The 17,588-nt window shown below is 59.2% G+C and carries 16 protein-coding genes; 2 read left to right on the top strand and 14 right to left on the bottom strand.

The features are described from left to right. Positions 1-5: 5 nt before the first annotated feature. The 14 genes from COMA2_RS10180 to COMA2_RS10245 form a co-directional block, all read right to left on the bottom strand. Positions 6-401 (bottom strand): allophanate hydrolase-related protein, encoded by a 396-nt coding sequence (locus COMA2_RS10180; protein WP_217490693.1) that lies wholly within the window; start codon positions 399-401, stop codon positions 6-8. Next, the gene (locus tag COMA2_RS10185) at positions 398-1,096 is read right to left on the bottom strand and encodes a cysteine hydrolase family protein (protein ID WP_090897294.1); all 699 of its coding nucleotides are present in this window, start codon (positions 1,094-1,096) and stop codon (positions 398-400) included. Before COMA2_RS10185 ends, COMA2_RS10180 begins: the two co-directional genes overlap by 4 nt. Then, positions 1,093-2,616: an ABC transporter ATP-binding protein gene (locus COMA2_RS10190; RefSeq protein WP_090897296.1), complete on the bottom strand. Its 1,524-nt coding sequence runs from the start codon at positions 2,614-2,616 to the stop codon at positions 1,093-1,095. Before COMA2_RS10190 ends, COMA2_RS10185 begins: the two co-directional genes overlap by 4 nt. Beyond that, positions 2,613-3,293, bottom strand: a complete 681-nt coding sequence (biuH, locus tag COMA2_RS10195) for a biuret amidohydrolase (protein ID WP_090897299.1) — start codon at positions 3,291-3,293, stop codon at positions 2,613-2,615. The genes COMA2_RS10190 and biuH overlap by 4 nt, the downstream gene beginning before the upstream one ends. A 57-nt stretch (positions 3,294-3,350) precedes the next feature. Then, positions 3,351-4,268: an ABC transporter permease gene (locus tag COMA2_RS10200; RefSeq protein WP_090897303.1), complete on the bottom strand. Its 918-nt coding sequence runs from the start codon at positions 4,266-4,268 to the stop codon at positions 3,351-3,353. After that, positions 4,268-5,320 (bottom strand): ABC transporter permease, encoded by a 1,053-nt coding sequence (locus COMA2_RS10205; RefSeq protein WP_217490694.1) that lies wholly within the window; start codon positions 5,318-5,320, stop codon positions 4,268-4,270. Before COMA2_RS10205 ends, COMA2_RS10200 begins: the two co-directional genes overlap by 1 nt. Before the next feature lie 8 nt (positions 5,321-5,328). Beyond that, positions 5,329-6,465, bottom strand: a complete 1,137-nt coding sequence (locus tag COMA2_RS10210; protein ID WP_090897304.1) for a BMP family ABC transporter substrate-binding protein — start codon at positions 6,463-6,465, stop codon at positions 5,329-5,331. A 37-nt stretch (positions 6,466-6,502) separates the two neighbouring features. Further along, positions 6,503-7,453 carry a carbamate kinase gene (gene arcC, locus COMA2_RS10215; RefSeq protein ID WP_090897306.1) on the bottom strand — a complete coding sequence of 317 codons (951 nt, stop codon included), beginning with the start codon at positions 7,451-7,453 and terminating at the stop codon, positions 6,503-6,505. Positions 7,454-7,471: 18 nt separating this feature from the next. Beyond that, entirely contained in the window at positions 7,472-8,881 is a 1,410-nt protein-coding gene (locus tag COMA2_RS10220) for an oxamate carbamoyltransferase subunit AllG family protein (protein WP_090897424.1), read from the bottom strand. After that, positions 8,881-10,437, bottom strand: a complete 1,557-nt coding sequence (fdrA, locus tag COMA2_RS10225) for an acyl-CoA synthetase FdrA (RefSeq protein ID WP_090897309.1) — start codon at positions 10,435-10,437, stop codon at positions 8,881-8,883. The genes COMA2_RS10220 and fdrA overlap by 1 nt, the downstream gene beginning before the upstream one ends. A 313-nt stretch (positions 10,438-10,750) precedes the next feature. Continuing rightward, positions 10,751-11,194 carry an oxamate carbamoyltransferase subunit AllH family protein gene (locus tag COMA2_RS19770; protein ID WP_139077249.1) on the bottom strand — a complete coding sequence of 148 codons (444 nt, stop codon included), beginning with the start codon at positions 11,192-11,194 and terminating at the stop codon, positions 10,751-10,753. Between the two features lie 572 nt (positions 11,195-11,766). Continuing rightward, complete coding sequence (locus COMA2_RS10235) at positions 11,767-12,480, bottom strand: GntR family transcriptional regulator (protein WP_090897313.1); 714 nt, start codon at positions 12,478-12,480, stop codon at positions 11,767-11,769. A 296-nt stretch (positions 12,481-12,776) separates the two neighbouring features. Continuing rightward, a complete protein-coding gene (locus tag COMA2_RS10240) occupies positions 12,777-13,496 on the bottom strand; it encodes a GntR family transcriptional regulator (protein ID WP_090897316.1) in 720 nt (239 codons plus the stop codon). 94 nt (positions 13,497-13,590) lie between these two features. Next, on the bottom strand, positions 13,591-14,172 hold the full coding sequence (locus COMA2_RS10245) for a Slp family lipoprotein (RefSeq protein ID WP_090897319.1): 582 nt from the start codon (positions 14,170-14,172) through the stop codon (positions 13,591-13,593). A 55-nt stretch (positions 14,173-14,227) separates the two neighbouring features. Here COMA2_RS10245 and COMA2_RS10250 point away from each other — a divergent pair, with 55 nt between their 5' ends. Both COMA2_RS10250 and COMA2_RS10255 read left to right on the top strand, forming a co-directional pair. Continuing rightward, positions 14,228-14,884, top strand: coding sequence for a DsbA family protein (locus COMA2_RS10250; protein ID WP_090897321.1), 657 nt, complete (start codon positions 14,228-14,230; stop codon positions 14,882-14,884). A gap of 55 nt (positions 14,885-14,939) precedes the next feature. After that, complete coding sequence (locus COMA2_RS10255) at positions 14,940-17,567, top strand: heavy metal translocating P-type ATPase (protein WP_090897427.1); 2,628 nt, start codon at positions 14,940-14,942, stop codon at positions 17,565-17,567. Positions 17,568-17,588: the final 21 nt, after the last annotated feature.

Below are 17,588 nucleotides of genomic sequence, written 5' to 3' on the forward strand. Positions count from 1 at the left end.
AAGCCCTAACGGGGATGCCGGGCTATATATGACCGCCAGCCGCCGTAGGCGGTGATCTCCCGATGACCTTCGACGAGCGCCGGCTCACCCAACACGCCCAAGACAATGCCTCCGTCTTCCAGACGCACTTTCCCGATGCACAGACCGGGGGGTTCGTTCAGCAAGATCCCCGCCAACCCCGTGACAGGTACCGACCAGACTTCAACCGCCACCTTGACGCCGGTCCCGTCGGTGACACGCAGCATGGCGGGATGCTCGTCGTTGATCGTCCAGAGGCGATAGGCCGGCTCGGTCATCGTCTCCCGGACGAACGTTGCCTTGGCGGCTACCATGTTTGGGTTGAGCTCGAGTCCTCGCATCAGCGTGCCGTTGACCGCGAGCAGCACGTCGCTCTGATTCACGAGGCGCTCCCTGCGTAGGCCTGCCGAAGAGATTCGATGAGACGATCAGCCGAAGTGACCCAGCCGACAATGCCGCCTTGGGATTGAATCATGCGGACTGTGGCCTGTTTAAACTCGGGGAAATAGCTTTCCGTCCCATCCTCGATCAGGAGACATTCAAATCCCCGGTCGTTGGCCTCTCTCATGCTGGTTTGCACGCAGACTTCCGTCGTCACGCCGGTAAACACCAAGTGCGTGATGCCGAGCGTCGTCAGGCGCTCCTGTAAATCGGTGGCGTAGAAGGCCCCCTTGCCCGGCTTGTCGATGACGAGTTCGCCGGCCTCCGGACGCAATTCCGGGACGATATCGCTTCCCGGCTCTCCCAAGACCAGAATGCGTCCCATCGGACCGGGATCGCCGATGCGGAGCGTGGAATGTCCGCGCCGTTTCTTGGCGGATGGACAATCCGAGAGATCGGGGCGATGGCCTTCCCTCGTGTGAATCACGGGCAATCCCAACTCACGAAAGGTCTTGAGGAGTTTCGCGACGGTCGGCACGATTTTTTGCAGATGCTCGACCTTATTCCCAAGCGCCGCGCCGAATCCGCCCGGCTCGACGAAATCGCGCTGCATATCGATGATCACCAATGCCACGCGATCGCCCGAGTCTCTCACGGGCAATGGATAAGGATAGGGAGAAGCGACGACGGTATTCATGTCGTATGTCCTGCCATGTGTCGCCCGATGATCCCCAGATCCGCGCCGGACGACATGGTTTCGTAGACCAGTCGACCGTTGAACATCACCACCGTGCGATCGGATAGCTCCAATATCTCGTCGAGATCTTCGCTGACCAGCAGCACGGCCGTCCCGCGATTGCGCGCGGCGACGATCTGCAGGCGGATTTCCTCCATGGCCAGAAAGTCCAGCCCGAAACAGGGGTTGGCGATGATCAGAATCTCCACCTCCGCCGATAGTTCACGCGCCAAGACCGCGCGCTGCACGTTGCCCCCCGAGAGCGACTGAATGGGCGTGTCGGGATAGGGTGGTTTGATGTTGTAGCGCTCGATGAGTCCGAACGCGCTTCGGCGCAGCGCGGGGCGACTGATGAGCCAGCCGCCCACCGCGTGAGGCGCAAGATCGAAATTGCGAAAGGCCAGGTTCTCCGCCACCGTCATGCGTCCGACGCACGTGTTCTGGAGCGGTTCTTCCGGCAGGCAAAAAATCTTGTGTCGCATGATCTTCTCGCGGGTCGGCTGAAACGGCTGATCCTGCACGTGGATCGTGCCGGAAGCGGCCTGGCGTTGTCCCGACAGGATCTCGACCAGTTCTCGCTGGCCGTTGCCCGAGACCCCGGCCACTCCGACGATCTCGCCTTCATGGATGGTGAGATGCAGGCCCCGCACGACTTCCACACCGATATCATCCTTGACACGGATATCGCGCAGGACCAGCTTCGGAACTTTCCTTAACGGGACGGTCCGTTGCTTCGGCTTCACCGTCACTTCCGAGCCCACCATCATCTCCGCCATCTGCGAGACTTTCAGCTCGGAGACGTTCCCGGAACCCACGAATCGCCCCTTGCGAAGGACGGTCACTTCGTCGGCGAATGCCGCCACCTCGCGAAGCTTATGGGTAATGATCAGGACGCTCAATTGTCGCGCCAGGGTCATGGCTCGAAGATGGCCTAGGACTTCATCCGCTTCGTGTGGCGTCAGGACCGAGGTTGGTTCGTCCAGAATAAGGATGCGGTTCCGCAGCGCGAGTTGTTTGAGGATTTCCACCTTTTGTTTTTCGCCCGCGGCGAGCGAACTGACGCGAGCGGCGAGCGACACCTTGAACGGCATTTTGTCCATGAACCCTGTCAGCTGATGCTCTTCTTTCTCCCAATCGATGACGGAGTCCAACTTGGCCTTGGAGATCACCAGATTCTCGAGGACCGTCATGTTGGGGATGAGGGTGAATTGTTGATACACCATGCCGATCCCGAAGGTTTGTGCGTCGCGTGGGCTGCGAATCGTGACCGGCTGCTGATCCAACAACAGTTTTCCCTCATCAGGGTGGTAATATCCCATGATGCATTTGACCAGGGTGCTCTTGCCCGCGCCGTTTTCACCGAGCAGCGCGTGGAACTGGCTCGACCGCAAGTGAAAGTTCACGTCCTTCAAGGCTGTGAGCGGCCCAAAACGTTTGGTAATCCCCAACGCTTGTAAATCGGGAGGAACTCCATCCGTCATGACAGCGCCTCCAATAGGGAATCCGATTTTGCCACGGCGCCGAACACGCCGCCCTGCATGGTGACCATTTTTATCGCAGCCTGGTGATTCCCCACATCAGTTGCGCCGCAACAATCTTCCAGCAAGAGACATTCAAAACCGCGATCATTCGCTTCGCGCATGGTGGTATGCACGCACACATCGGTGGTGATTCCCGCCAAAATCACATTCTGGATGCCGCGAAGCCGCAACAACATTTCCAAATCGGTCGCCCAGAACGAACCTTTGCCCGGCTTATCGATGATCGGTTCGCCCGGCTTAGGAGCGAGTTCAGGAATGATCTCCCATCCCGGCTCTCCTCGAACCAGGATTTTCCCACAAGGACCGGGATCTCCGATGCCGGCTCCGATTCTCCGGCTGCGCCACCGCTTATTGTCCGGGAGATCCGCCAAGTCCGGCCGGTGGCCTTCCCTGGTGTGGAAGACATGCATGCCGATGGTTCTGGCTTTCGAGAGCACTTTGAGGATATGCGCGATGGGGGCGCGGGTGAGAGAAATGTCGTAGCCCATCTTGTCGACATAGCCGCCCTTGCCGCAAAAATCCGTCTGCATGTCGATGATGAGAAAGACCGAATTGTCCGGCCGCAGATCTCCATTGTATGGATAGGGATAGGGATCGGATGCGACATACCTACTCATGGCTCACCTCTGATGGATCTTTAGGTTTGATGTTCACGATTCATCCTGTATCACCATTCAGCGGGTCACTGTGAGTTCGTGCGGTACTCCCACGAGAGTGCGTCGGGGGGAGCAGGTGATGATCATCACTGCCAGCGTCATGATGTAAGGGATCGCGTTGAAGATATAATATCCGCCGGTGACTCCCACGGATTGCAAGGATGGCCCCAACGCAGCTGCCCCTCCCCACAAGAGTGAAACCCAGAGACAACCCACCGGCTGCCAACGGGCAAAGATCACCAATGCCACCGCCATCAGCCCCTGCCCGCTCGAAAGGCCTTCGCTCCAGTTGAATGGATAATAGAGGGAGAGATAGGACCCGCCGATTCCGGCTAAAAATCCTCCTTGAGCCGTACTGAGGATCCGTATCCGATCAACCGGCAATCCCAGGGCGCGCGCCGCATCCGCGCTTTCGCCGACGACCCGGACTTTCAGCCCCCAGGCTGTATTTTTCAGCATCCACCCAAGCAAGACAGCCGCGACGATTCCCACCAGAAACAAGGCGTTGATCTGCAAGGCCGCCTGGATCTGAGGCACCTCGCTCCAGCCTCCGAGATCGATGGAGGGCAATCGGGGAGCGGAGGGTTGGATATACGGCTTTCCCAGAAAGAAGGCCAACCCCGTGCCGAACAGCATCATCGCGATACCCACCGCGATATCGTTGACTCGCTTGAAGCTGCAGAGCCAGCTGTGCAGGGCGCCGAGCACCATGCCGGCCAATCCGGCACACAGGACTCCCAGCCAGGGAGACCCGCTGTGCAGCGAGACGGCATAGCCTGTCATCGCGCCCATGACTAGTGTGCCTTCCAGGCCCAAATTGATGCGGCCGCTCTTCTCGGTCAAACATTCGCCCAACGACACAAACAGAAACGGCGTCCCGATTCGAATCGCTCCGCCCAGCACCGCGATCAGCACTCCCCACCATCCGACTTCCATCAGGAGGCTCCTTGTTTCTGTAATTTCGCAAAACGACCGTACAGGGTTTCGCTGAAGAGGATGACGAGGAAAATGATTCCCTGCATGACGAGCACGGTCGCATCGGGCAGTTCATGCGTGCGCTGCAATAACCCGCTGCTGGCGCGAATGCCTCCCAACAAGACGGCGACAGGAATGATGGCCAATGGATTGTTCCGCGCCACAAATGCGACGAGAATGCCGGCATACCCATAATTGGCATTGAGAGTATCATTGGCCCTGCCGTGGATGGCCGCCACTTCCAGCATGCCCGCGAGCCCACCTGCCGCCCCCGCCACGCAACAGATGATCATGATCAGCCGCCCGACCGGCAGGCCCGCGATCCGGGCCGCACGGACATTGCCCCCGGCGATCTGAGACGCGAAGCCGAAGACGGTGTGATGCATGAGAAACCAGGCGAGGACACAAGCCACGATACCGAACACCAATCCCCAGTGAAGATCTGTTCCAGGAATGACGCCGATCATATTGGCCTCGCCGATATGATGGGTCGAAGGATGATTGAGGCTTTCCGGATCACGAAAGGTGCTGGTGACAAGATGGTTCAGCAGGGCGATGGCGATGTAGTTCAGCAACAGGCTGCTGATGGTTTCATTGACGGCGCGATAGTGCCGCAATGCTCCTCCTATCGCGAGCCAGAGACCGCCCGCCGCCATGCCGGCCATCGTCATGGCGGTCAACACGACCATGGGTGGAGCTGTCGGCATGGTGAGAGCCGCAATGGCCGCGAAGAGGCCTCCCATGACGACGGCGCCTTCGCCTCCGATAATAATCAAGCCCAGATACCCGGGCAGCGCGGTGCAAAGGGCGGTCAGCATCAACGGCGCGGCTCGCACCAATGTGTTCTGCCAGGAAAATGAGGTGCCGAAGGCGGCGCGATACATCGTCTGATAGACCTCGAACGGATCGGCTCCGGCCGACGCCACAAAGATTCCGAACAACACCATGGAGACCGTCAGGGATCCGACGATGATGAGGAACGGTTCCAGCGCTTTGTTCAAGGTCTGTGGCACGGCGATGCTCACGACCTGGTTGAACCGATGACTCCTTCGACCAGCCAATCCATGCTTTCCAGCCAGATGTCGGTCTGGGCATGCTCCTTTCCTCCGGCAATGACGACGCGGCCGGTATTGTCCTTGATCGGGCCCTTGTACACGACCATCCCGCCGCTCATGAATTTGTCTTTGGCCGCGTCGGCTTGTTTGCGGACGGCTTCCGTCACCACCTGGTTGTATTCGGAGACCTTGACGATTCCTTCCTTCAAACCGCCCCGGATGAGATGGGGGACCGTCTGCCCTTTTCGAATCAGGTCGGCATAATCCATGTAGACCTTGGCCCAATTCCATTCCGCTCCGGTGAGATACCCCTTCGGGGCAAGTTTGGATTGGTTGCAGTGATATCCGGTGCAAAAGATGCCTCGTTTTTCGGCGGTCGTGACGACGACCTTGGGGCTGTCGACGTGGCACGTGATGACATCAATGCCCTGGTCGACCAAGCTGTTCGTGGCTTCCGCTTCGCGGACCGGCAGCGACCAGTCGCCGGTGAAAATCACATGGGTCGTACAGTTGGGCCTGACGCTGCGGGCGCCGAGGGTATAGTTGTTGATGTTGCGCAACACTTGTGGAATAGGCTTCGCGGCGACAAACCCCAGCTTCCCGCTCTTGCTCATCCCGCCCGCCACGATGCCGGCGATATATTGCGACTCATCGATGAAGCCAAAGTAACTTCCGACGTTCTTGGGGTGTTTGCCGTCCTGGTACAGCCCGCCACAATGCAAAAACCGGATGTTGGGAAATTGCGGCGCAACCTTCAGGATGTGAGGATCGAAATATCCGAACGACGTGGGGAAGAGCACCTGAGCCCCGTCCAGTTTGACCATGCTTTCCATGGTTTTCTGGACCTCGATGGTTTCGGGCACCTTTTCCTCATCGAAGGCCTTCACCCAATCAAGTTTGGCGACCGCCGCTTTCCCCTCGAAATGTGCCTGGTTGTACCCATAGTCGTCTCGCGGGCCTACAAAGATGAAGCCCATCTTCACCTTGTCCGATGCGCCCCAGGCTTGGCCGATCCACTCCACATTGCCCAACATGCCCAGCGCCCCGGCGGCTGCGGTCCCCTGTAGCACTTGGCGTCTCGTCAGTTTGCGTGATTCGGACATAGGGTCCTCCCTCAGGGTGAGATGTGTGGCGGTACACCTACTTCACAATAAATGTTCCCGTTTCGCCGGCAAGGGCGCGACCGATATTCTCGGGATTGGTGATCAATCCGGTCTGCCCACCCCCTTCTATGAAGTCGATCACCGCCTGAATCTTCGGTCCCATGCTGCCTCTGTCGAATTGATTGTCCGCATAATGTTTCTTCGCTTCAGCCACGGTCATGCGGTCCAGCCATCGCCGGTCCGGCGTATTGAAGTTGATGGCCACCTTCTCGACTCCTGTGGAGACCAGCAACAAATCAGCCCCGATGCCACGGGCCAGCAGGCTTGATGCCAAGTCCTTGTCGATGACGGCTTCGACGCCGATCAGGCTTCCGTCTTCGTCTTGAATCACGGGAATCCCCCCGCCCCCACAGGCGATCACGACGAACCCCGATCGGGCCAAGAGGTTGATGGCCGCCAGCTCGACGATCGTCTTCGGCTGCGGCGACGGCACCACCCGCCGCCATCCGCGCCCTGCATCGTCCTTGACGATCCATCCCTGGCGGCGGGCAAGTCGCTGCGCCGTCTCTTCGTCCATGTGCGATCCAATCGGTTTGGAGGGATCGGCAAATGCCGGATCGTTTCGATCCACCAAGGTCTGCGTGATGATGGCCACCGCCTTCCGATCGATCTTCTGTACGCGGAATTCGTTGTAGAGGGCTTTGAGAAACATGTATCCGATGCCGCCCTGCAGGTCGGCATCGGCATAGTCCATCGGCACGGGAGGAACTTCTTCCAGGGCCAATTCAGAACGGCGGAGAATGAAGCCGACCTGAGGACCGGTCCCATGGGTGATGACGACATTCCACCCGGCTGCGATCATGTCCGCGATGTGATGCGTCGTGACGGCCGCCTCTCGACTTTGATCCGGAATCGATTCGTGATTCTTGTCGCGGATCAACGCGTTGCCTCCGACAGCCACGACGGCAAGTTTGTTAGACGATCCCATAGGAGTCCTTCGAGCGCGTCACGTCGCGCTCATCATCTTGGCCAACGCCGACACCGCCTGCGTGAAACAGGCGAGGGGAGCGCGGGTGATCCCCGCTCCGATTTGTTCGATCCCTGCCTCGCGATGGGCGATCCCTGTGTTGATGATCGGTTGAATGCCGGTATCGACGACCTTCCGGATGTCGATGCCCGCCGGTGAGCCGGCAAAGTTCAGCGCCGGCAGCGTGAAGGCATTGTTGCGGCCGACGGTGATATGCGTCATGGCCATGGTGTTGTCGATCGCGTCCTGCGGCGTGCCGCCGACGAACTTGACGATGGCCGGGGATGCCGCCATGGCGAATCCGCCGACACCGGCGGTTTCGGTGATGGCGCTGTCTCCTAAATCAGGCGCGGCATCGGCCGTGGTGTAACCGGGAAAGAAGAGTCCATCGACGATCGGCGCGGGTGCCGTAAACCACCCGTTCCCTGTGCCGCTGACCCTGATGCCGAACTCGACTCCGTTACGGGCCATGGCTGTGACCATGCTGCTGCCCGGAACGCCATGAGCGGCGTCGGTCATGGCTTTGCAAGCCGCCATGGACAGATTCAGGAAGAAGTGGTCGTTGCCGGCGATGAACTCGACGACCGCCGCGATGTCGGCAGCGGAGGCGCGTGTCTTCAACAAGGCTGAGATGAGGCGTTTCAGAAACAACGAGGAGGCAGCGGCGTTACGATTATGCACCTCGTCGCCCATGTGGAGAGCCTGCGCCATCATGGGCTTGAGGTCTACCCCGCCTAGGAGCTCGATGCCGGCTCGCAGGGTCGGCGCGAGTACCTGCCCCATCCATGTGAGACGGGTGATCACGTCCGGACCATTGGCGCCGAACCGGAGCGCCTTGCCGAGGCCCTCGTTCAAGTTGCTGAACGCCTGATTCCCGTTGGTCGTATTGGTCACCATCCAGACCGGCATGGATGGGCTGATGATCCCGGCCATCGGGCCGACGGCATTGTGGTGGTGGCACGGCTCGAACGCAATGTCACCGCCGGAGGCCATGGCTTCCGCCTCGGCGAGACTCTCCGCCCAGCCTTCATAGAGAATCGCCCCGACGATGGCTCCCTTCATGGGGCCGCACATCTCCTTCCACGCAATGGGAGGACCACTGTGCAGGATCATCCGCTCCGTGATGTGGGGCAACACCTGGCCGGCGGTGCCCACGCCGTTCAACACCGGCTGGGCTGATTGATAGGCATCGAACGCGGTCCGGTTGGCGGTTTCGACAGAGAGTAGATTGATCAACCGGGCCAACGCACGACCGGCCTCCTGCTCTCCCTGAGCGGGCGGAGCCCATTCAATCTGGAGCACCGATCCTCCCGCCCTCGTGATGGAATCGGCGAAGGAAGATAGACCGACATTCAAGACATGGAGCTTCTCCTGAAACAACGCTTGTATCACAATCGTTCTCCGACGACGCCGACCTCCCGGACCACGGAGGCAGCCATGCGCACAGCCTGAGCATTGCTCTCCGCAAGGATGACCCCGGCCTCTCGAAGAGCCGTCTCCTGCTTGGACAGATTCTGCGGGTCTGCAGCCGTGCCGCAGACGAATCCCACGATGACCAGATGTCTGCCTGCTTCGGCGGCAAGATCACGCGCCTTCTGAATCGCCGGGATCATTTCAGCGGCAGGATCGGGGTGAGATCCGTAGCCAAGGACAATGTCCAGGATGAGCACTGCCACCTCGGGATCGCTTGCTTCCCTGATCAACCGCTCATTTCGGAGCCGGTGGTCGATCATGGGATGGGGTCGCCCGCGCGTGAAGAGATCGTCGCCCAGATCGATGACCGTGTGGTTTCGACTGATCCAGACATCGCTTAAACGATCCTCCGGCTCCACGGGCGTGTTGGAATTGATCTGCCCCAGTTCTTTTTTCAGGAGGAGCGACGCCTCGTAGCAAAAGGTGCCGCCGCTATAGAGGCCCCGAACGTATCGCTGCCGCGGAGCGAGGAGCGTGGTGGAAAGAGGAGGCACGCTCGCTCTCCTGGCTTCCGGAGTTTTGCCGTCGGCGAGCGCCACCGCCGCCGCCGCCGCATCCTCGAGTGTGGCGGCGGGGTACATATTCTTGCGTCGTGCCTGATCGGGGTCGGCGCCAAGAAAATTGACCACCACCGCCTTCCCCGCGACGCCGGCCGCCTCCAGTACCTTGGCGGCTACTTCCGGCGACGGAGGTTTGGAAATGAGCACAATCACGGAGGTGGAGGGATCAGCCGCCAGCGCCTTGAGGCCCTGAAGCATGGAAATACCGCCGACCTCGCGGCGCAGATCGTGCCCGCCCGTTCCGATCGCCTGCGAGATGCCGCCGCCCCATCGATCGACCAGGCAGGTGACCTGTTGGAGACCGGTGCCGGATGCGGCAACGACACCGATGACTCCGCGACGCACCACATTCGCGAACGCAAGCGGGATGCCGTTGATAATGGCGGTTCCGCAGTCCGGGCCCATGACAATGAGATCGCGTTCCTGGGCGAACCGTTTGAGCGCGATCTCGTCCTCAAGCCCGACGTTGTCGCTGAAGAGCATGACATTGAGGCCGAGACTCAACGCCTTGAAGGCCTCCGCCGCCGCGTACTCGCCAGGCGTGGAGATCAGGGCGAGGTTTGCGTCGACGAGGTTTCCGAGTCCCATCTCGATGCTGCGGGGAGCAATGCCGCGGGATTGTTCACTGCCGGTCGATGAAGGGGAAGGTTGTTTCAGCGAGGATTCCGCCGCGGCAAGCGCCGATTCCAGCGCATCGGCTTCTCCTTGAAGGGCAATCAAGAGGTCGTTGGCGGAGGCTTCAATCGATTCGGCCAGCAAGCCGGCCTCTTGGAGGAGACTGATGTTATTGGCAGAGGCCATCACGGCCGACGCTTGTTCCACGCCGGGCAGCTTGGCAAACGAGGAGGAAAGCTGCATTAGCGAGACGGAATCGCGGTAGAAATTCCGGATTATTTTTGTCGCCCTGGCCATGTAGAGGGTCTCCCATTGACGCCTTTGCCTGGGTTGGCTCGCGGCGTTCAACGTCAGGCGGGTGGGTCGACCTCCCGCCGATGGCTTATGTGGCGAACGGCAAATCCTGCGGCGCGATGTCTCGTCTTAGACGAGAGAACCGATCGGTTGAAAAGTGCTACCGACCTGAATGCCTGACTTCTCGGACCGTCGAATGGAACTTGAACACAAAATTGTATACCAAGTCAAGAGCAAAGCGCGGGTTTTAAGTCATAGGCCGAATCAACCGAGGACCGGCCGTCATCTGCGCCTCTTGCATCGTTCGACTCTGGTTTCATCGTCGGGCCATTGAATCGCAGAGAACAGACAAACGAAGAAGGCCGCCGCAAATCAAATGAGGAGACAGCTCCTGCCAAACAAGACAGCCCAATAACATCCCCGACACACCGTCGCGGCCGGACGTATGCCCGACCTGTAGAGCGGTTTGCGCGGCTGCCCTGACGCCGTTCATATCGTTCGCCTGGGACAGCTGCTGCGCCAACTGCGCGATCGGTTCAGAGACATGGCCTTTGGATGCGGACCGGAGATAGGCGCAGCTGATCTCATTGGTGTTCCGTGACACTTTCGACAGCTCCGATCCTAAAGCCGTCAGAAATCGCATCCGAGATGGGTGGCTCCCAGCCGTGCACCATAGTCCAGCCATGTAACCTACGAGAAAATCATCGCCCGATGGCGTAAGGCCGTGCCCAAGGCCGATTAGCGCTTTAACGGAGATCATGGCATCTCCTACTTGAAGGCGGCGCGTCGCTTGTAGAAGCGACGGGATCGTGTGAGCGCCCTGTCGGAGAAGAATCTCCGAGACCGCCGAAGTGGCAGGTCGTCTTTCTGATAGGGAAAAGGTTCCCAGATTCTCCGATATGCCGTATGTGTGGCAATGCCTGTTCAATTCAGACCAAGCCACGGCCCAGGATCGAGCCTGCGTGGGTCGGCCAAGATCGATGGGCAACTCGTTGAGATCGATGTGCCAGGGACGCGCAGGCCGCAGATCGACGGAACAATCAGCTCCGTCGATGCGGAGAATTCCTCCCCGACATGCGGCCGATCGTCCGACTCGAACGGCATGCGGGAAGACAAAATGAGATGGGGTGTCTAGGCGAATGCCGTGAGGGACATTACCTTTCCGGCATGGAAGTAAGGTCAGAAGTGTATCAGGCTCGAGCCACAGATTGCAGGCCTGGCGGAACACACTGTGCACGGTTCCGCTGAAAGGATGGCGCGGTACCTGAATACCGACCGAAAGGGCCTGAAAACGCACGATGGATACCCCATCGTCCAGAAATTACGGGGCGCTCATGAGCTTTTCATCGAGTAGGCTTTGGCTAATGCGTCCTTGATCGCGGTATGGACGTTGTTGCGTCCCTCATCGATGTTTTGTTGCATTGCCGCCCGTGCTCCAGGCGCATCCTTGGCTGTTATGCATTTTAGGATTTTAAGATGTTGATGGCATGTGCTTTTGGCTCGATCCGGCTTGTCGAAATCGATCATGCGAAACAGCATCAAGCGCTCGTTGATGGTGCGAAGGTGCCGCAAGAGCGTCTTGTTCCCTGCCGCATGGGCGAGCGTCTCGTGAAACAGAGTGTCGAGTCTGGCGAGTTCCTCGGCTTTCTTGGAAGATCCGTTCAGTAGGTCGGTCCATGTCCTCTTCAGCTTCACCAAGTCTTCCTTGGCATTCTCATTGAGCGGACCCTTTCTCGCCAAGCATTCAACGGCATACAGTTCCAATGCTACGCGAACCTCGTAGAGCTCCTCGATTTCGTCGATGTTATGCTGCCTGACCACGTAGCCACGATTCGGCAATTTTTTCACGAATCCATCGGTTGCCAGGACACGGAGCGCTTCCCGGACAGGACTCCGACTCACGTTGAATGTCTTGCAGAGTTCGACTTCGGTCAGCCGATGTTCGGGCGGGTAGTGCCAGTGAAGGATCTGTTCTTTCAGGGTGGCCACAATCGACGAACTAAGGTTGGATGATTCTCCCTCCGCCATTTGATCGTTTCGAATCATGCTGCTCTTTCGGGACTCCGAGTCTCAGGAAACAATTCCAAGCCGGATGTCATCATGCGCGGACAAACAACCGATTGTCTTTCCGGCGGCGGCCATTTTTTGATTGTATACAATCAGGTCTACCAAGTTCAATCTACTTGGACGTCCTGCTTGTGCTCATTCTCACGGGCATGAAAAATGTCGATCGTCTGCAAAAGGGGGGAGGGGGGGACAGAGTGTCGTCACTGCGCCACCCGGCGTCACTCAGTCCAAGGCGCGACGGGGACCACCTGATTGGCGGGATTACACAGCGCCCTTTAGGTGTTCTTCAAGTAAGCTCTGGCCAGCGCATCCTTGATCGCTATGCCGATATTGTGACGTCCCTCTTCGATATTTTTTTGCATGGCGGCCCGCGCGCCCTGCGGATCCCGGACTCGAATCCGCTCCAAGATCTTCAGATGTTGGTGGCAGGTGTGTTCGGCGCGGTCTCGCCTCTGGAAATCGAGCATTCGAAACAGCCTCAGCCGTTCATTGATGGTCCGAAGGTGCCGCAGAAGGGATTTGTTTCCCAAGACTCGGGCCAGGGTATCGTGAAAGAGCGTGTCCAGTATGGCGAATTCCTCCGGTTTCTTGGACGATTCCTTCAAGAGTTCGGTCCAGGTTTGGGTGAGGTCGGCGAGCTCGGCCGCAAGCTTCGTCGTCTGTGTTTTGCTCGCTAGGCATTCGACGGCATAGAGTTCCAATGCCAAACGCACCTCGTACAGCTCCTCGATTTCTTCGATAGTATGCTGTTTGACTACGTAGCCCCGATTCGGCAGCTTCTTGACGAAGCCGTCGGATGCCAGTACCCGGAGCGCCTCCCGAACCGGACTGCGGCTCATGCCGAAGGTTTTGCACAATTCATCTTCGGTCAACCGATGTTCCGGCGGGTAGTGCCAGTGAACGATTTGTTCCTTCAGCGTGGCCACGACGGACGAGCTCAGGTTCGAGGAGCCGTGTTTCTTTCTTCGATTCTCCCGACGGGCCATTTTTGTCATCTGTGCTCCTCCAGCGGGCGGGCATCTTCCTCTCCGTCATCCGGCAATCGCGATGTCTTCGAGGGCGACTCCTGGAGCTTCCGACCGATGGCGCTCACCAGTAGTAAGGCCACGGCCTCCAGTACGGAGACCAGTACGGACCCCAATAAGGACCTGGACCCATGTGGCGACGAATGCGGGGGGCATCGTCTTCGTCGTCCGCCCACGTTCGCAGGTTGGTGACGTGCAAAAGCGGGTAGGTATATTCCGTCTCGTCCAGCGGCATCGTCAACGAGCCGGCGACCTCTCCTGCAATCGTCACAAATGTGCCGGCCGGAATGGTGGCGGGGTCGAGGAACTGCTTCTGCAAAGCGATAAAGCGACCCTGGGACTTGCTCAGATCCATGACTGGTTGCGAAGAGGACGTCAGCGGCAATTGGAGAACTTCGATCCTCGTTCCTTCTTTGAGCCGCTTGGCCGCCAGGACTTTCCCGCCGAAGGTGACAGGCTGACCGTGATACGATTCGGGCGCCGTTTTGACCTGCGAGAAGGTGATCTGCGGAATGTTCGACGTGTCTATGTCGGTCCGGCCGCCGAGCAATGCGCAGCCCGGGGCCACCAACAAGAAGGCCGTCATGACGAGGGATCGGAATTGTCGCATCAATGAATTATAACAGACGGCAAGGAAGCGCTTCATTCGCTCTATCCGTTATAATGGGGCACGAGTCTTTACCCGTGAAAGGAGTTTTCAGATGAACGGTCGAACGAAGTCGATCTGGATGGGTGTGCTGATGATGGTGGGTGTGATCGGGTATGTGCATGCATCGGTGAGCGCCGCCGCGGCCAAGCCGGAGCTGAAGGGCAAGTTCGAGATCCTCAAGGATGAGCCGTCGACCCATCAACCAGGAAAGGTCAAAGTGATCGAATTTGCGGACTTCTATTGCCCGCATTGTCATCACTTCGAGGAGACGGGGGTGCCTCTGTTGCTGAAGGAATTCGGGGACAAGGTCGAGGTCACCATGGTCGGATTCCCCGTGATTCCCGGGAAGCTGCCGACCCCGTTCGACATGTACGAGCAGGCGAAGCTGATGGGCAAAGGCGATCAGATGAAGGCTGTCTTGTTCCGCATCATTCACAAGGAAAAGCTCGATGGGGTGCTGGATCGCTCTATTCGTTCCATGTTGATCAGGGAGGTCGGTTTGGATGCCAACATGTTCGAAATGGGGCTGGAAAGCGGAAAACCGGCCAAACTGTTCGAGGAAGGGCGGCGATTGGGCGAACGGATCAAGGTGTCATCTACGCCGTCGCTTCTGTTGGACGGTAATATCAAAGTCGACGGGGCGAATATGACGCCTGAAAATGTCGTCACCATCATTCGGAGCATTCTCGATGCCGATGCGAAGAAGTAACTGGTAAGGAGCGAGAGGCGAAAGGTAAGGGGTGAGCACGTCTCCCTGGATGAAAATGGCTATTGATCCGATCTGCGGTATGACGGTTGATCCCGCCAAGGCGGCGGGTCGGTATGACTACAAAGGCACGACCTACTATTTCTGCGGGACATCCTGCCTGGAACGATTTCGCGCCGACCCCGAGCGCGCGCTGAGCAAAAAACCGCTCACTCCCGTCACGATGCCCGCTCCACGGAAGCCGCTGCCGATGATGGCGCAGGCTACGCCGGGCGAAATCGATCCGGTGTGCGGCATGACGGTGCAACCGGCGACGGCGGCTGGTATCCACGAGTATCGAGGAAAGAAGTATTTCTTCTGCGCCACCCGGTGTCTCGAAAAGTTCCGTGGTGATCCCGAATATTATCTGCTCCCGCTTGAACAACGGGCTCCCAAGCCTATACCCGTTCCAGCCGGTGGAGTCGTCACGTACATCTGTCCAATGGATGCTGAGGTTTCCGAAACCAAGCCGGGAGCGTGCCCTATCTGCGGAATGGCATTGGAGCCGGCGGACGTGAGCGTGCTGCCGACCCGTACCGAATATACCTGTCCCATGCACCCGGAGGTCGTCCAGTCGGCGCCGGGTGTCTGCCCGATTTGCGGAATGGCCTTGGAAGCACGCACGGTGACAGTGGAGGAAATCAATCCGGAACTGGTGGATATGACGCGCCGGTTTTGGCAGAGCGTGGGTCTGGGCTCACCGATCTTCGCGCTGATGATTTCTGAGATGATGCCGGGCCGACCGTTGCAACAACTTGTTTCCGGACGAGCGCTCGTGTGGTTCCAGTTCTTGCTGGCCACGCCGGTAGTGGTATGGATTGGTCGACCGCTGTTTGAACGAGCGTGGGCGTCGATCGTCAGCCGCCATCTGAACATGTTCACCCTCATCGGACTTGGGACCGGCGCGGCGTACCTCTACAGCGTTGCGGCCACGCTGGTTCCGGGGATGTTTCCCGATTCCTTCCGCGTGCATGGAGGGGAGCTTGCCGTCTACTTCGAACCGGCGGTGGCCATCATCGCCCTCGTGTTGTTAGGGCAAGTGTTGGAGTTGCGAGCCAGGAGCCGGACCAGCAGCGCCCTCAAAGCCCTCTTGGGGCTGGCACCCAAAACGGCCCGGGTTGTCCGCAGCAATGAGCAAGAAGCGGATATTCCGTTGGATCAGGTCAGGGTCGGCGATCGGTTGCGTGTGCGACCCGGCGAAAAGATTCCGGTGGATGGGGTGGTGCTGGAGGGGTCGAGCGCCGTTGATGAATCGATGGTCACCGGCGAGTCGATCCCCGTGGAAAAGCAATCGGGTCACAAGGTCGTCGGGGCAACGGTCAACGGAACCGGTAGTTTCGTGATGCGGGCTGAGCGAATCGGCCGAGAGACGTTGTTGGCGCAAATCGTGCGGATGGTCAGCGAAGCGCAACGTACGCGCGCGCCGATACAACGGCTCGCGGATCTTGTCGCGGCCTACTTCGTGCCGATCGTCATCGCGGTCGCCCTTGTCACCTTCGCGATGTGGGCCTTCCTTGGTCCCGAACCGCGCATGGCCTATGCGCTATTGAATGCCGTTGCGGTGTTGATCATCGCCTGTCCTTGCGCCTTAGGCCTTGCGACGCCCATGTCGATCATGGTCGGGACCGGCCGCGGCGCGACGGCAGGGGTGCTGATCCGAAACGCGGAAGCGCTGGAGACCTTGGCAAAGGTGGATATTCTCGTCGTGGACAAAACCGGCACGCTGACGGAGGGCAAGCCTCGTCTCATGGCGGTCGCTCCGCTATCGGACTTCAGCGAGACGGACCTTTTGCGGCTCGTAGCCGGTTTGGAGCAAAGCAGCGAGCATCCCTTGGCGGCGGCGATCGTGTCCGGCGCGCGAGACAAGGGAATCGTTCCCGCGAAGGCGCAGGATTTTCGTTCGCTCACGGGGAAAGGGGTCACGGGGACGGTTGAGGGCCGTGTGGTGACCGTGGGGACTGCGCTGTTTCTCGACGAGTCGAACATCGAGACGACGGCCTTGTCGGCGCAGGCTGAACCTTTGAGACTTGAGGGCCAGACCGTGATGTTCGCGGCGATCGACGGCAAGCCGGCAGGATTGTTGGGGGTCGCCGATCCCGTTAAGTCCTCCACGCCGGAGGCGATCGACCTGTTGCATCGTGAAGGCCTGCGGATCGTGATGCTGACCGGCGACAACCGGACGACAGCCGAGGCGGTGGCGCGGCGGCTTCATATCGATGATGTCCATGCCGAGGTGTTGCCTGAGCAGAAGACGGCGGTCATCAAACGGTTCCAATCAGAAGGACATGTCGTGGCGATGGCGGGCGACGGGATCAACGATGCACCGGCCTTGGCGCAGGCTCAGGTGGGGATCGCGATGGGGACCGGCACCGATGTGGCGATGGAAAGCGCGGGGGTCACGCTGGTCAAGGGAGATCTCCGAGCCATCGCGCGGGCGCGCCGGTTGAGCAGAGGGACGATGCGCAACATCCGGCAGAATCTGTTCTTTGCGTTCATTTACAACATCCTTGGGGTTCCCATTGCCGCTGGGATTCTTTACCCGTTCGTCGGGGTGCTCTTGAGCCCCATGATCGCGAGCGCTGCCATGACGTTTAGTTCCGTCTCAGTGATCGCGAACGCACTGCGCCTCCGAAAACTGGCGCTCTAACAACCTTGGGCATACCGCTCA

It is taken from the genome of Candidatus Nitrospira nitrificans, from assembly GCF_001458775.1.
Classification (GTDB): domain Bacteria; phylum Nitrospirota; class Nitrospiria; order Nitrospirales; family Nitrospiraceae; genus Nitrospira_D; species Nitrospira_D nitrificans.

Excerpts from the sequence above, each read along its gene's own strand:
- COMA2_RS19770 (WP_139077249.1), bottom strand. The coding sequence starts at position 11,194 with ATGATCTCCGTTAAAGCGCTAATCGGCCTTGGGCACGGCCTTACGCCA.
- biuH (WP_090897299.1), bottom strand. The coding sequence starts at position 3,293 with ATGAGTAGGTATGTCGCATCCGATCCCTATCCCTATCCATACAATGGA.
- COMA2_RS10250 (WP_090897321.1), top strand. The coding sequence starts at position 14,228 with ATGAACGGTCGAACGAAGTCGATCTGGATGGGTGTGCTGATGATGGTG.
- COMA2_RS10235 (WP_090897313.1), bottom strand. The coding sequence starts at position 12,480 with ATGATTCGAAACGATCAAATGGCGGAGGGAGAATCATCCAACCTTAGT.
- fdrA (WP_090897309.1), bottom strand. The coding sequence starts at position 10,437 with ATGGCCAGGGCGACAAAAATAATCCGGAATTTCTACCGCGATTCCGTC.
- COMA2_RS10190 (WP_090897296.1), bottom strand. The coding sequence starts at position 2,616 with ATGACGGATGGAGTTCCTCCCGATTTACAAGCGTTGGGGATTACCAAA.
- arcC (WP_090897306.1), bottom strand. The coding sequence starts at position 7,453 with ATGGGATCGTCTAACAAACTTGCCGTCGTGGCTGTCGGAGGCAACGCG.
- COMA2_RS10245 (WP_090897319.1), bottom strand. The coding sequence starts at position 14,172 with ATGAAGCGCTTCCTTGCCGTCTGTTATAATTCATTGATGCGACAATTC.
- COMA2_RS10210 (WP_090897304.1), bottom strand. The coding sequence starts at position 6,465 with ATGTCCGAATCACGCAAACTGACGAGACGCCAAGTGCTACAGGGGACC.
- COMA2_RS10240 (WP_090897316.1), bottom strand. The coding sequence starts at position 13,496 with ATGACAAAAATGGCCCGTCGGGAGAATCGAAGAAAGAAACACGGCTCC.
- COMA2_RS10200 (WP_090897303.1), bottom strand. The coding sequence starts at position 4,268 with ATGGAAGTCGGATGGTGGGGAGTGCTGATCGCGGTGCTGGGCGGAGCG.
- COMA2_RS10185 (WP_090897294.1), bottom strand. The coding sequence starts at position 1,096 with ATGAATACCGTCGTCGCTTCTCCCTATCCTTATCCATTGCCCGTGAGA.
- COMA2_RS10255 (WP_090897427.1), top strand. The coding sequence starts at position 14,940 with ATGGCTATTGATCCGATCTGCGGTATGACGGTTGATCCCGCCAAGGCG.